Source organism: Pseudomonas sp. B21_DOA, from assembly GCA_030544685.1.
GTDB classification, from domain to species: domain Bacteria; phylum Pseudomonadota; class Gammaproteobacteria; order Pseudomonadales; family Pseudomonadaceae; genus Aquipseudomonas; species Aquipseudomonas fluorescens_AO.
The window spans coordinates 65732-79506 of the sequence record CP086683.1; the positions used below are offsets into that span (position 1 = coordinate 65732).

Annotated in this window: 10 protein-coding genes and 3 pseudogenes; 2 read left to right on the forward strand and 11 right to left on the reverse strand. The window is 60.7% G+C overall.

Annotation, left to right across the window (positions count from 1 at the left end):
- Window positions 1-10: 10 nt before the first annotated feature.
- On the forward strand, window positions 11-1333 hold the full coding sequence (locus tag LJU32_00320) for a sigma-54 dependent transcriptional regulator (protein WKV91011.1): 1323 nt from the start codon (window positions 11-13) through the stop codon (window positions 1331-1333).
- A 90-nt stretch (window positions 1334-1423) separates the two neighbouring features.
- Here LJU32_00320 and thiO read toward each other — a convergent pair.
- From thiO to LJU32_00355, 7 genes and pseudogenes are all read right to left on the reverse strand, one after another.
- Window positions 1424-2523: pseudogene (thiO, locus tag LJU32_00325) on the reverse strand (glycine oxidase ThiO).
- A gap of 55 nt (window positions 2524-2578) precedes the next feature.
- Window positions 2579-2980: a prepilin-type N-terminal cleavage/methylation domain-containing protein gene (locus LJU32_00330; protein ID WKV89016.1), complete on the reverse strand. Its 402-nt coding sequence runs from the start codon at window positions 2978-2980 to the stop codon at window positions 2579-2581.
- Between the two features lie 15 nt (window positions 2981-2995).
- Window positions 2996-6082: pseudogene (locus LJU32_00335) on the reverse strand (pilus assembly protein).
- On the reverse strand, window positions 6069-6548 hold the full coding sequence (locus LJU32_00340; GenBank protein ID WKV89017.1) for a pilus assembly protein PilX: 480 nt from the start codon (window positions 6546-6548) through the stop codon (window positions 6069-6071). The pseudogene LJU32_00335 and the gene LJU32_00340 overlap by 14 nt, the downstream one beginning before the upstream one ends.
- Window positions 6549-6558: 10 nt before the next feature.
- Window positions 6559-7270: pseudogene (locus tag LJU32_00345) on the reverse strand (prepilin-type N-terminal cleavage/methylation domain-containing protein).
- Window positions 7267-7716, reverse strand: a complete 450-nt coding sequence (gene pilV, locus LJU32_00350) for a type IV pilus modification protein PilV (GenBank protein WKV89018.1) — start codon at window positions 7714-7716, stop codon at window positions 7267-7269. Before pilV ends, LJU32_00345 begins: the two are co-directional and overlap by 4 nt.
- Window positions 7713-8186: a GspH/FimT family pseudopilin gene (locus LJU32_00355; protein ID WKV89019.1), complete on the reverse strand. Its 474-nt coding sequence runs from the start codon at window positions 8184-8186 to the stop codon at window positions 7713-7715. The genes pilV and LJU32_00355 overlap by 4 nt, the downstream gene beginning before the upstream one ends.
- A 130-nt stretch (window positions 8187-8316) precedes the next feature.
- Here LJU32_00355 and LJU32_00360 point away from each other — a divergent pair, with 130 nt between their 5' ends.
- Entirely contained in the window at window positions 8317-8886 is a 570-nt protein-coding gene (locus tag LJU32_00360; protein ID WKV89020.1) for a GspH/FimT family pseudopilin, read from the forward strand.
- Here LJU32_00360 and ispH read toward each other — a convergent pair.
- The 4 genes from ispH to ileS form a co-directional block, all read right to left on the reverse strand.
- Window positions 8843-9787, reverse strand: coding sequence for a 4-hydroxy-3-methylbut-2-enyl diphosphate reductase (ispH, locus tag LJU32_00365; protein WKV89021.1), 945 nt, complete (start codon window positions 9785-9787; stop codon window positions 8843-8845). The two genes, LJU32_00360 and ispH, sit on opposite strands and share 44 nt — an antisense overlap.
- Before the next feature lie 206 nt (window positions 9788-9993).
- On the reverse strand, window positions 9994-10446 hold the full coding sequence (fkpB, locus tag LJU32_00370) for an FKBP-type peptidyl-prolyl cis-trans isomerase (GenBank protein WKV89022.1): 453 nt from the start codon (window positions 10444-10446) through the stop codon (window positions 9994-9996).
- Window positions 10439-10951 carry a signal peptidase II gene (lspA, locus tag LJU32_00375; GenBank protein WKV89023.1) on the reverse strand — a complete coding sequence of 171 codons (513 nt, stop codon included), beginning with the start codon at window positions 10949-10951 and terminating at the stop codon, window positions 10439-10441. Before lspA ends, fkpB begins: the two co-directional genes overlap by 8 nt.
- Window positions 10944-13775 carry an isoleucine--tRNA ligase gene (ileS, locus tag LJU32_00380; GenBank protein WKV89024.1) on the reverse strand — a complete coding sequence of 944 codons (2832 nt, stop codon included), beginning with the start codon at window positions 13773-13775 and terminating at the stop codon, window positions 10944-10946. The genes lspA and ileS overlap by 8 nt, the downstream gene beginning before the upstream one ends.

The following is a 13775-nucleotide window of genomic DNA, read 5'->3' on the forward strand; positions in this document are numbered from 1 at the left end:
CACGGCAAAAATTCTTATCGTCGACGACGAACCGGATATCCGCGAGCTCCTGGAAATCACCCTGGGACGGATGAAACTCGAGACCTTCAGCGCACGCAATATGGGCGAGGCGCGGGCGCTGTTACAGCGCGAGCACTTTGATCTGTGCCTGACCGACATGCGCCTGCCCGACGGCACCGGGCTGGAACTGGTGCAGCACATCCAGCAACGCGATCCGCACCTTCCGGTGGCGATGATCACCGCGTATGGCAGCCTCGAAACCGCAATCAATGCGCTGAAAGCCGGCGCGTTCGATTTCCTCACCAAACCGGTGGAGCTGCCGCGATTGCGTGAATTGGTCAGTTCGGCGCTGCGCATGCCGACAGCGAGCGGGCTCAGCACCGCGATCGAGCGAAGGCTGCTGGGTGACTCGCCGCCGATGGCCAATCTGCGCAAGCAGATCGACAAGCTCGCACGCAGCCAGGCGCCGGTGTACATCAGCGGCGAATCCGGCAGCGGCAAAGAACTGGTCGCCCGTTTGATCCACGAACAAGGTCCGCGCGCCAGCCAGCCGTTTGTGCCGGTGAACTGCGGGGCGATTCCGTCAGAGCTGATGGAAAGCGAGTTTTTCGGCCACCGCAAAGGCAGTTTCACTGGAGCCGTCGAAGACAAGCCCGGGCTGTTTCAAGCGGCACACGGCGGCACGTTGTTTCTCGATGAGGTCGCCGACCTGCCACTGTCGATGCAGGTCAAGCTGCTGCGGGCGATTCAGGAAAAAGCCGTGCGTAGCGTCGGCGGCCAGCAGGAAACAGTGGTCGACGTACGTATCCTTTGTGCCACGCACAAAGACCTTGAAGCAGAAGTTTCGGCCGAACGCTTCCGCCAGGATCTGTATTACCGGCTCAACGTCATCGAACTGCGCGTGCCGTCCCTGCGCGAACGCCGCGACGACATCGAGGCGCTTGCCATGCACGTGCTCAAACGCTTGGCCAAAGACACCGGACAACCCGAAGCGCGCCTGCATCCGCAGGCGCTGGAGGCGCTGAAGAACTATCGCTTTCCCGGCAACGTGCGCGAACTGGAGAACGTCCTCGAGCGCGCGCACACCTTGTGTGAAAACCGCACGATCGAAGCGCAGGATCTGCGCTTGAGCGAAGGCAATTGCTCGGCGGATGGCGCATTGGCCGATCTGACGCAGATCGACAATCTCGAGGATTATCTGGAGAGCGTCGAGCGCAAACTGATTTTGCAGGCGCTGGAGGAAACCCGCTGGAACCGCACGGCGGCGGCGCAGCGGTTGAGTCTGTCGTTTCGGTCGATGCGCTATCGGCTCAAGAAGTTGGGCCTGGATTAAAGGCCCTTCGCGAGCAGGCTCGCTCCACATTTGGAATGAGTATTCCTGTGGGAGCGAGCCTGCTCGCAAAGGCGGTCTACCAGCCTCTGACTAAATCCGGCCCTCAGGCGCATACGACGCCGGATCAATAATCGGCGACCGCCCCAGCATCACGTCAGCAAACAACTGACACGACGCCGGCGCCAGCACCAGCCCGTTGCGGTAATGCCCGCAGTTCAGCCACAACCCCTCGAACCCCGGCACCCGGCCAATAGAGGAATGCCTTCCGGCGACCCCGGCCGAAGTCCGGCCCAGTGCCCGACCACTTCAGCATCCGCCAGCGCCGGCAACAATTCGATCGCCGAGGCCTTGAGGCTTTCCAGCGCTACATCGGTCGGGGTCTTGTCGTAACCTTCGTGCTCCAGCGTGCTGCCGATCAGAATGTGACCGTCGCGACGCGGGATCGCATAACGCCCCTTGGCCAGCACCATGCTCGGCAGGAAATCAGCCGCGCACTTGTAGAGAATCATCTGGCCTTTGACCGGCTCGACCGGCAGCGTCAGGTTCAGCGTCTTCAGTAGATCACCACTCCACGCTCCCGCCGTCAGGACAATCTGGTCGCCGTTGATCACGCCTGTCGGAGTCCGCACGCCGACCACGCGCTCGCCCTCGCGCACGAAGCCTCCAACTTCGCATTGCTCATGAATCGTGACATTGGGCAGCGCCAGCAACGCGGCTTTCAGCGATTTGACCAGCCGTGGATTGCGCACATTGGCGACATCGGCCATGTAGATCGCCCGGCTGAAACCGCTGCCGAGCACCGGCACCGCGTCATGCGCCGCCGAGATATCCACAGCCCGCAGCGGCCGGTTTTCCCGCTCGGCCCAGGCCAGTGCGTCGGCTTCATCGTCCAGGTCCAGCCAGTACAGGCCGGTGGTGTGCACTTCAGGATCGACGCCAGTACTGGCAAACAAACGCTCGCCGAGCTGTGGATAAAAATCCTGCGACCAATGCGCCAGTGCGGTGACCGCCGGGCTGTAGCGCCACGGGTACAACGGCGACACGATACCGCCGCCAGCCCAGGACGACTCCTGGCCGACATTCGAGCGATCCAGCAGCACCACGCTGCGCACTTCGGAGGCGAGATTGTAGGCGGTGAGCAGGCCAATCACTCCGCCACCGACAATCACCACTTGCTGTTGCCTGGTCATGTTTGATCCAACCGTAAAAAGACAGTGGGCGCAAAAGGCGCCCGAAAAGAATGCGTCAGCGGCCCCAGCAATCCTTGGCGGTCACTCCGGTGGTCGCGTTGTTCATGCTTCGCACGCCGGTGTTGGTCAGGGTGAAATCCCCGCACTTGTCGGTGGCCATGGCCGTACCGGTTTTACGAATCGCCGTCAGCACAAAGGTCTGGTCGGTCAGCGTTGGGGTGATGGTGTAGAAATCATTGCCCGCGCTCAGTCCGGTGACGCCGGTGTAGACATTGTTGCGGGTGTAGAAGCGTTCAAGAGTCTGCGCCTGCTCCGAGAGTAGCGAGACCACTTCGGCGCGACGGCCCTTCTTCACGTATTCGTTGTAGCTGGGGATGCTGATGGTGAGGATGATCCCGATAATCGCGATGACGATCATGATCTCGATCAGGGTAAAACCTCGGCTGGATCTGCGCATGCCTCAAATTCTCGCTTACTGGATTTGTCGCCACATGATACGACGGCTGCCGCCGCCACCTTTTTCCACAATGACCGTGACCGCGCCGCTGGTGTCAGTCGTGCCCTTGCGCTCGCCGTTAGCGGAGATGAAGTTCAGGGTCGGAATGCCGCCGGTAAAAATCACGCCGCTGGATATCGTATCGTTGCTGTCGACCAAACGGTCACCGTTGGTGTCGATCACGGCGTAGTTGAGCATCTTACCGTTGAACGCATCGAGTTCGACCAGTCGGCCCGTACCAAAGCTCGAACACGGGTCGGTGGTATCGACGCTGGCAGTGGTAAAAACAACTCGCCCCAACACGATACTGGCCTGATTGATCACGCGCTCGCCGGTCAGCACGTTGTTATACACGAGCGGCAGGTACCAGCCTTTTTCTCCCGGATACGTCGTTTCATTCTGGCTAGTGGTCAGGAACTGCCCGGAGCTGCCGGAGAACGAACCGGTGATCGTTTGCGACTGCAAACTGCTGACGGTGATTTGCCCGGCACCACCCTCTGCATCCCAGATCGAGTAGAACGCCTGCAGATCCTTGTTGGTCTTGTCGGCGGTCTCGTTGAACTTGCCGGTGCCAAAAAACACCTGTTTGCCGCCCTGTGGGTTATCCGCCAGCAGCGGTTGCGCGGTGATCGGCTGCGTTGCCCCGCCCGGCGCGGTGAACAATGGCTTGCCGGCAAACGCCACGCCCCAGCTTTCCGGCGCCGTCGCGCTCAAATCGAATTTCCACATGCGTCCTTTCAGGTCTCCCCGTACGCCGCCTGTACCACGTTCGAAGAGTTGACCCTGAGTTCGACCGATGACAGACCGTTGCTGGTTTCCGTGCTATCGATGACGATTTTCCTGATCAGCGAACCATCCATTGCATCCAGTACATACAAAGCCGCAACCCCGAATTGCTGCCGTAACCATTGGCGATGAATGTCGCCCAGCGACCATTGGCCAAGCGTGCCACTTCCGGACGCGCGTAGGCGTAACCCAGATCATTGAACGCGTTCGACGTGTTGGCGGTGACCGGCGCACTGATTTCCCACAGTGCTCTGATCACGTTACCCGCCGAGGCATCGAACAGTTGCAGCCCATAGAAGGTTTTGCCACCGGCCCCCGTCCCGCCAATGGCCAGAGTTTTCCAGGCAGTGCCGGCCTGCGCATCGAACACACCGACCTGACCGTCCACCAGGAATTTGTGGCTGACGCCGTTGACGTAGTTCGTATCCGCGATCAGCCGCAAGGAAGGCAGCACGCTGGAAGGCATGTAGGCATAACGGCGCGTGCCGTTCGCCGAATTGATCACATTGACGAAGCCGTCGTTGGCGTTCACCACCAGACTGGTATTCATGTTCGCAGCCTTGGTCGTCAGGTAGTTGGTGTAACTGCTATCGCCCGACAGATCCGACGCAGTCTTGTCTGCAGGCGAGGCAAGCACCAGCGGCGAATTGATGATGTCACCGAGCAACACACTGCGCACTTTGAGCCCGGCCTTGTTGGTGCCTTTGCTCCACTCCACCAGATCATTACCGTTGATCCCGGTAGGCAGGCCCTGATTCAGAGTGGTCTGCTGGGCCGGGGAAAAGTTGCCGAATGCCAGGGTTATCGGCGCATTGCTCACGGTGTTCCATGACTGGAAAGTCGGCGCGGTGGCGGCGGGCACGATGGTGGTGTCGGTCGACCATTGCGCCGCCGAGGTATTTACCGTGCCGGTCGAGGTAAAGCCAAACGACCTGATCGTGCCGCGCCAATCCTTGGGATCGTAAGTGGTCTGGTAGAAACTGCTGCCGCTGGTCAACGTACTGCTGCTGGCAACACCGGCACCACCGGAGCCGGCCTTGGAAGTGATATCGCTCAGTGCCGACGATAACGCCGCATTAAGCCCGGAGCTGTCGGTCGCCTGGTAATACCTGCCCTGCCCGTAACTGGCAGCGTCGGACAACATATCGTTATCCGCCGCGAAACCCACGGTGTAGGTGTTCATGTTCTGCCGGGGAAAATCCACCGCGTTCCAGCTCTTGCCGGCGGCATCGGTGCCGGTCGAGCGCATGTCGATGTCGAAGGCGAATTTGGCAATGTCATCCAGATAAAGGGTGTCGCCTTCTCCATCACCGTTGAGATTGTCACCGTCATTATTGACGCCATCCCAGTTCGGCAAGCGGCTGCCCCCAGCGGGTCGTTGGTCGGGAAGGTACGGTCATAGGTCGGCAAGCCATCGGTAATCACCACGCCGTAGTTTTTCTGGCAGCGGTATTGAATCGGACTGGTATAGGTCGCCGGTGTGCCGTTGTAGTAAGGCGCCAAGCCACGCATGTAGCGCGTGACTTCGTAATAGCTCTCGGCCAATGGCGTGTTGGCCACGGCGTTCAATCCGTTGATCGATGAAATCAGCGCGTTGTAGTTGGTATCTGCCTGGGCCTGGGTCACGCTGCCGGAGACCGGCGACAGATCGGTGATCGAGCGGGCGATGAAGCCGCCGTTGCCGGGGTTGCTGCTGGTGGCCGGATTGAATGTCGACAGGCCCATGCGCAAGGTGCGGTTGCTGCTCACCAACGCAGTGGAAACGTTGCGCGCCACGTTCATCCGGTAATCGTTGGGGATCGCCCCAGTTGTGAAATCACGGGTGCCGTTGCTGTTGGCGAGGCTGACGATGTAGGAAATGTAATCGGCGGAATACCGAGTGTTCTCGTTGCCTACGGGGTCGGGGAGCTTGAGGCACAACGGCGCCACGCTGTTGTTGTAGAACGCGTAGGCGCCTCCCGAGCAGCCGGAGGTTGGCAGGCTCGATAGAAACACCGTGTCGCCAGTAATCTGCGGCGCATTGAGTGCAGAGCACAAGCCGAGGAAGGCATTGCACTGCCGGGCCGGTGTACGGTTGACGGTCGGGTCGAATCCGGCGGCGTAAATGATGCTGTTCATGCTTCCTGAATCGTCGATCAGCAGCATCACGTTTGGCGCCACCGCAGCCGCGCTCAACAATGGCGAATCGGACGGCGTGAACGCCCAGGCCGGCGCCGCCAGATAGAAACTCAGGAGCATGCCGATCAGCAGCGACAGGCCGCGCTCAATACTTCGCATAGACACTCTCCACCACGCTACGCGAATTGCCGGCGATGCCGACCGCAGTCACTCGATACAACGTCGCCGAAGTGTTGCTCGGCACGTTCACCGCCGTCAGGGTCGTGCCGATGTTCTGCACGCCATAAAAGCCATTACCGGCAGCGATCCAGGTCACCCCAGAGGCCGAATTGAAACCTGCCGAGCTGACCGATGACGATTCCGCCGGCGGCAGACATTGGGTCGTGCCGCTGCACACCGCCAAAGAGTAACTGTCCAGTTGTACTGCGCTTTCACCGACACGCAATGCCGCTTCGGCCGCCTGAAAGGATTGATTGCGCAGGCTTACGCTGCCGGCCATTTTTTCTTGCAGGTTGGCGCTCTGCATCGACGACAAGCCAATCAACGTGAGCAACAGCAGAAACACCAGACTGACCAGCAAGACCATGCCGCGCTGGGCCTGACGTTGCTGCAAGGAAATCCTCATCGACGCGCCCTCATGGCAAGCGGTTGCGCAATGCCGCAACCACGTTGAAGGTTTGATTGCGTACCCGATTGTTCGGGTCGGTGAGGGTCAGGCTCAGGCGTACGCTGCGGATGCGTGCTGGATCGCCGGGGTTGCTGCTGTAAGTGGAGGCCGCCACGTCGGTGGCCGAGCTGGCGATACCAAAGGTGACGTTGAAGGCGCTGACGTTGTTCACCAGCACTTGCTGCGCCGGATTGCCGCTACCTGTGCCCATGAGGATCTGGTTATTGCTAAAGCTGTAGATCAGGCGCCGGATCGGGAAAGCGATCTGGCCCGTGGTCGGGCTGCGCAATCCACTGTAAGCGATCGCGCTGTTACGGCAATCGGAAACCACCGTCCAGGTTGGCGTCCCTCCCCGCTGCCGACATCGGCAGTGACCAGGGTCAGTTTCAGGTTGGCGTTATCCCAACTGATCGGGGCGATCTGCGCGGCGTTGAAATCCCCGCTGAGCTGGAGTCGACGATGGTGCCGAGGCAGCCGAACATGCCGACCATACGGATTTCCTGAATCATTTTGCTGAGGACGAAGCGCGCGTCTTCCTGCATCGCTGCGGCGCTGTTCTGACTGACGTAGGTGTTTTTCGCGGCGATGAAAATCTGCACCACGCCGAGCACGACGATCAGCCCCAAAGCCAGAGCTATGAGCAATTCGATCAGGCCGAAACCCCGGCTGGAGCGCCTCATGGCGTCGCCACCGGATCGACCGCCGCACGGCTGGTCAGGACGAAACTGCGCTGAGCGCTGGCAGCGTTGGCCGCGCGGGCATCGCTCCAGGTGATCGTGATGGTGTAGACCCGCTGGTTGAGGGTGATGCTGCCCGTCGCGGTCGGGCCGCCAAAGTTGGCGATATTGGTGGTGAAGTCGTAGAGATCCTGATCCCGAGCAACATTGAGATTGCCCGAGGTCGGCGGCGTGACGGTGTAGTCGGCGCCAGAATTGGCGCGAATGCGATCCATCATGTCATAGGCAATGAAACTGGCCTGACTGGTCATCCGCGAACTGTCGGTGTACTTCAGCGCATTGAGCTGCACCGCCGCTGCGCCCAACAGCCCGACGGTCAGAATCAGCAACGCGACCAGCACTTCGATCAGCGTCATGCCCTCCTGTGCGTTTTTGCTCCCTGCCCTCATCCGCAATTTCCACCCAGTTGAATGCGTCCGTTCAAACACACGTTCAGCGTCCTGCTTTGCGTGCCCAGCGTGTAACCGATGGCCACCGCCGTCGACGGTGCCGCCAGACCACCAAGATTGTTGAAATCCAGTGCGGTCACTCCTGAGGGTAGCGTCAGAGTTGCGCCACTGCTCATCGCTGGAACAACCCGCAACACATTGGCCGGATTGCCAGTACTGTCGTAGACCGCCAGCTCACCGGTCCAGACACTGCCGCCAGCGGTCGGACGCAGACGCGTGGTCACGCCGCGATTGATTGCCTCGAGGCGAGCGAAATTGATCGCCCGCTGCAAGTCGCCGACTTCGGTATCCGCCTTGCTGCTCTGGATCGTACGGGTAAAGGCCGGCACCGCCAGCGTGATCAGTACCAGGAACACCGCGATCGCGACCAGCAACTCGACCAGCGTGAAACCTTTTGTACGAAGATCCATCGATGCCCTCCGTTGCTGTCGGCTATACCTGCCTTTACACGCTAGAACATTCGCTCGGCACGTGCCGACTGATTTGCCCTGCGCGGCGCACGGATCGCGCCGCTCATACCATTCCAAGGAGGGATTTTTCATGCCGCAACACGGTTTCAGCCTGATTGAACTGCTTATGGGACTGGCGATTGGCGCAATTGTTCTGCTGCTGGTCAGTCCGGCGTTCGCCGCACTCAAACAGGCGACGCAACGCGACGACGCGGCGCAGTCGCTGCTCGAAGGCATCCGCCACGCTCGCACACTGGCCATCACGCACAATCAGAGCGTGGTGATCCATGGCATCGATGGGGACTGGAGTCAGGGTTGGCGGATCATTCTGGATCGGAGCGGCAAGGGGCCGGAGGACAGCAGCAATCCACTGTTGCTTGAACGCGCCAGTGAGGCAAAGGTGCCGATCGTCGGCAATTGGTGGGTGAGCCGCTACGTGCGGTTCAGTCATTTGGGGCAACCGCTGATGCCGGGACGGCGGTTTCAGGCGGGGACATTACATATCTGTTCGCCACGCGAACCGGTCAGCCAGCGCCAGATCGTGCTGGCGGCGACCGGTCGCGTGCGCCTGAGCAGTCAGGAAACCAAGCAGGCGCTGTGCGACAAAAGCAGAAACGTCAGATCGAGCGGACGCGCAGCTCTTTCGGCATCGAGAACGTGATGTTCTCCTCACGGCCAGCCAGCTCGTCGGCACCGGTCGCGCCCCAGGCCTGCAATTGCTGAATGACACCACGGACCAGCACTTCCGGTGCCGAGGCGCCAGCGGTAATGCCAATGTGCTCGACGCCGTCGAACCAGCTCTGTTGCAGGTCCTCGGCACCGTCGATCAGGTACGCCGGAGTCGCCATACGTTCAGCCAGTTCACGCAGACGATTGGAGTTGGAACTGTTCGGGCTGCCGACCACCAGCACCACGTCGCACTCGTCGGCCAGTTGCTTGACGGCGTCCTGGCGGTTTTGTGTGGCGTAGCAGATGTCGTCCTTGCGCGGGCCACCGATGGCCGGGAAGCGCGTGCGCAGGGCATCGATAACGCGGCTGGTGTCGTCCATCGACAAGGTTGTCTGGGTGACGAAAGCGAGTCTTTCCGGATCGCGGACCTGCAATGCTGCCACGTCCTTTTCGTCTTCGACGAGGTAGATCGCGCCGCCGTTGCTGGCATCGTACTGGCCCATGGTGCCTTCAACTTCCGGGTGACCGGCGTGGCCGATCAGGATGCACTCGCGACCGTCGCGGCTGTATTTGGCGACTTCGATGTGCACCTTGGTCACCAGCGGGCAGGTTGCATCGAAGACTTTCAGGCCACGACCGGCGGCTTCGTTGCGTACGGCTTGGGAAACCCCGTGGGCACTGAAGATGACGATGACGTCATCGGGCACCTGATCGAGCTCTTCGACGAATATCGCGCCACGGCTGCGCAGGTCTTCGACGACGAATTTGTTGTGCACCACTTCATGGCGCACGTAGATCGGTGGCCCGAAGACTTCCAGGGCGCGGTTGACGATTTCGATCGCCCGGTCCACACCGGCGCAGAAGCCACGGGGGTTGGCGAGTTTGATTTGCATGCTGTGCCTCGTGTCTTGCGCGCGAAAACAATGGAAAACAGACTGTGGAGACCTGCTTGTTGTGGCGAGGGGATTCATCCCCGCTCGGCTGCGTAGCAGTCGTAGACCGTCAACGGACTTATCTCAGAATCCGTTGACTGGTCTGGGAGCGCTTCGCTCCCCAGCGGGGATAAATCCCCTCGCCACAGAGGCTCACTCCTGCATTTTTAGATCGCTTTGACGGAAATGATTTCCACGTCAAAGGTCAGCGTCTTGCCCGCCAGCGGGTGGTTGAAGTCGACGGTCACTTGCGTGTCATCGAATTCCTTCACCACGCCTGGCAATTCAGTATTGGCCGCATCATTGAAGATCACCAGCAGCCCCGGCGACAACTCCATGTCGGTGAACTGCGAACGCGGGATAGTCTGCACGTTCTGCGGGTTCGGCTGACCGAAAGCGTTTTCCGGCTCGACGGTCAGGGTGCGCTTGTCGCCGGCCTTGAAACCGAACAGTGCGGCTTCGAAACCCGGCAGCAGGTTGCCGTCGCCGACCTTGAAGGTCGCCGGGGCCTTGTCGAAGGTACTGTCGACGGTGTCACCGTTTTCCAGGCGCAAGGCAAAGTGCAGCGTGACTTCGGTGTTCTGGCCGATGCGTTGCTCAGGCGATAGCTGTTCAGTCATGAGCGGCCTCTTCGGTTTTCTTCGATTTGAACATGTCCAGTGCCAGCATGATCGCGCCTACGGTGATCGCGCTGTCGGCAATGTTGAACGCCGGGAAATACCAGCGGTTCTGCCAGTGCACCAGGATGAAGTCGATCACATGGCCCAGGGCAACGCGGTCATACAGGTTGCCCAGCGCGCCACCCAGCACCAGTGCCAGGGCGACGGCCAGCCAGGTGTCGTTGCGGCCCAGGCGCTTGAGCCAGACCACCAGCACGGCACTGACCACAATCGCGATCAGGGCAAACAGCCAGCGCTGCCAGCCGGAGCTGTCGGCGAGGAAGCTGAAGGCAGCGCCAGTGTTGTAGGCCAAGGTCCAGCTGAACAGATCGGGAATGATCACGATCTGCTGAAACATTTCAAGCTTGGCTTCGAAGTAGAACTTGCTGGCCTGGTCAATGACCAGGACCAGCAGGCTCAACCACAGCCAGCTCAGCCGTCCGAAACGGCCAATGGCATCAGGCATAGTGACGAACCTCGCCCGCGCCGCTGATGTTGTCGACGCAACGCCCGCAGATTTCCGGATGCTCCGGGTTCACGCCGACGTCTTCGCGGCAATGCCAGCAACGCGCGCATTTCGGGAACGTCGATTTGACGATCTTCAATTTCAGACCGCTGACTTCGGTGGCCACTGCATCGGCGGGAGCCTGCACGAACGGCGCAACGCTGGCAGTCGAGGTGATCAGGACAAAGCGCAGCTCGTTGCTCAGCCTGGCCAGATCGGCGCTCAGCGCCTCTTCGGCAAACAGCGTCACTTCGGCCTGCAGGTTGCCACCGACGGCTTTCGCCGCACGCTGGATTTCCATCTCTTTGTTGACCGCGACTTTCACTTCCATGATGCGATCCCAGTAGGCGCGACCCAGCTCGAAGCCTTCCGGCAGCTCGGTCAGCCCTTCGTACCAGGTGTTGAGCATGACCGACTCATTACGCTCGCCCGGCAGGTATTGCCACAGCTCGTCGGCAGTGAAGGCGAGGATCGGCGCGATCCAGCGCACCAGCGCCTCGGAGATGTGGAACAGCGCGGTCTGGCACGAGCGACGGGCCTTGCTGTCGGCGCCGGTGGTGTACTGGCGGTCCTTGATGATGTCGAGGTAGAAACCACCCAGCTCCTGCACGCAGAAGTTGTGGATCTTCGAGTACACGTTCCAGAAACGGTATTCGCCGTAGTGCTCTTGCAACTCGCGTTGCAGCAGCAGCGTACGATCCACGGCCCAGCGATCCAGCGCCAGCATGTCTTCGGCCGGCAGCAGGTCGGTGGCCGGGTTGAAACCGGTCAGGTTGGAAAGCAGGAAGCGCGCGGTGTTACGGATACGACGGTAGGCATCGGCGCTGCGCTGCAGGATCTGCTCGGACACGGCCATTTCGCCGGAGTAGTCGGTCGAAGCGACCCACAGACGCATGATGTCGGCGCCCAGGGTGTCGTTGACCTTCTGCGGCGCGATCACGTTGCCCAGCGACTTGGACATCTTGCGGCCGGACTCGTCGACGGTGAAGCCGTGAGTCAGCAGTTCGCGGTACGGCGCGTGGTTGTCGATGGCGCAACCGGTGAGCAAGGATGAGTGGAACCAGCCACGGTGCTGGTCGGAACCTTCCAGGTAGAGGTCGGCACGCGGACCGCTTTCGTGGCCCATCGGGTGCGAACCGCGCAGGACGTGCCAGTGCGTGGTGCCCGAGTCGAACCAGACGTCGAGGGTGTCGCTGATCTTGTCGTACTGCGGCGCTTCATCGCCCAGCAGTTCGACTGCGTCGAGTTTGAACCAGGCTTCGATGCCTTCGACTTCAACGCGTTTGGCGACTTCTTCCATCAGCTCGACGGTACGCGGGTGCAGCTCGCCGCTTTCCTTGTTGAGGAAGAACGGGATTGGCACGCCCCAGTTGCGCTGACGCGAAATGCACCAGTCCGGACGATTGGCGATCATCGAGTGCAGACGCGCCTGGCCCCAGGCCGGAACGAACTTGGTGTCTTCGATGGCTTTGAGCGAGCGCACGCGCAAGGTGTCGCCGCTGGTTGGCTCCTTGTCCATGCCGATGAACCACTGCGCAGTGGCGCGGTAGATCAGCGGGGTCTTGTGGCGCCAGCAGTGCATGTAGCTGTGTTCGATGACGGTGGTGTGCATCAGCGCACCGACTTCGGTCAGTTTTTCGACGATGGCCGGGTTGGCCTTCCAGATGAACTGGCCGCCGAAGAATTCCAGCGAAGGCACGTATACGCCGTTGCTCTGCACCGGGTTGAGGATGTCGTCGTTGACCATGCCGTATTTCTTGCAGGTCACGAAGTCGTCCACGCCGTAGGCCGGGGCGGAGTGAACCACGCCGGTGCCAGCGCCCAGTTCGACGTAGTCAGCCAGGTACACCGGCGACAGACGATCGTAGAACGGGTGACGGAAGTTGATCAGCTCAAGTTCTTTACCGGTGGTGGTGGCGATGACCGAACCTTCCACGCCGTAGCGCGCCAGGCAGGCTTCGACCAGCTCTTCAGCCAGCACCAGCAGCTTGTCGCCGATATCGACCAGGGCGTAGTTGAATTCCGGGTGCACGTTCAGCGCCTGGTTGGCCGGGATGGTCCACGGGGTGGTGGTCCAGATCACGATCGCAGCAGGTTTGCTCAGCGAAGCCAGACCGAACGCGGCAGCCAGTTTGGCTTCATCAGCGATCGGGAACGCAACGTCGATGGTCGACGACTTCTTGTTCTCGTATTCGACTTCCGCTTCAGCCAGCGCCGAACCGCAATCGAAGCACCAGTTCACGGGCTTCAAGCCCTTGAAGACGAAACCGCCCTTGACGATTTCGGCGAGGGCACGGATTTCACCGGCCTCGTTCTTGAAATCCATGGTCTTGTACGGGTTGGCGAAGTCGCCCAGCACACCGAGACGGATGAACTCGGACTTCTGCCCTTCGATCTGCTCGGTGGCGTAGGCACGGCACAGCTCGCGGGTTTTATCCGCGCCGAGATTCTTGCCGTGGGTCACTTCAACCTTGTGCTCGATCGGCAGGCCGTGGCAGTCCCAGCCCGGGACGTACGGCGCGTCGAAACCCGACAGGGTTTTCGAGCGGATGATCATGTCCTTGAGAATCTTGTTCAGTGCGTGACCGATGTGGATCGTGCCGTTGGCGTACGGAGGGCCGTCGTGCAGGACGAACTTCGGACGATCCTTGCCAATCTCGCGCAACTTTCCGTACAGGCCAATACTGTCCCAGCGCTGCAGGATCTGCGGTTCGCGCTGTGGCAGGCCGGCCTTCATTGGGAAGGCGGTGTCCGGAAGGTTTAGCGTGGCTTTATAGTCGGTCAT

Excerpts from the sequence above, each read along its gene's own strand:
- LJU32_00355 (WKV89019.1), bottom strand. The coding sequence starts at position 8,186 with ATGGATCTTCGTACAAAAGGTTTCACGCTGGTCGAGTTGCTGGTCGCG.
- LJU32_00330 (WKV89016.1), bottom strand. The coding sequence starts at position 2,980 with ATGCGCAGATCCAGCCGAGGTTTTACCCTGATCGAGATCATGATCGTC.
- fkpB (WKV89022.1), bottom strand. The coding sequence starts at position 10,446 with ATGACTGAACAGCTATCGCCTGAGCAACGCATCGGCCAGAACACCGAA.
- lspA (WKV89023.1), bottom strand. The coding sequence starts at position 10,951 with ATGCCTGATGCCATTGGCCGTTTCGGACGGCTGAGCTGGCTGTGGTTG.
- LJU32_00360 (WKV89020.1), top strand. The coding sequence starts at position 8,317 with ATGCCGCAACACGGTTTCAGCCTGATTGAACTGCTTATGGGACTGGCG.
- ileS (WKV89024.1), bottom strand. The coding sequence starts at position 13,775 with ATGACCGACTATAAAGCCACGCTAAACCTTCCGGACACCGCCTTCCCA.
- LJU32_00340 (WKV89017.1), bottom strand. The coding sequence starts at position 6,548 with ATGAGGATTTCCTTGCAGCAACGTCAGGCCCAGCGCGGCATGGTCTTG.
- pilV (WKV89018.1), bottom strand. The coding sequence starts at position 7,716 with ATGAGGGCAGGGAGCAAAAACGCACAGGAGGGCATGACGCTGATCGAA.
- ispH (WKV89021.1), bottom strand. The coding sequence starts at position 9,787 with ATGCAAATCAAACTCGCCAACCCCCGTGGCTTCTGCGCCGGTGTGGAC.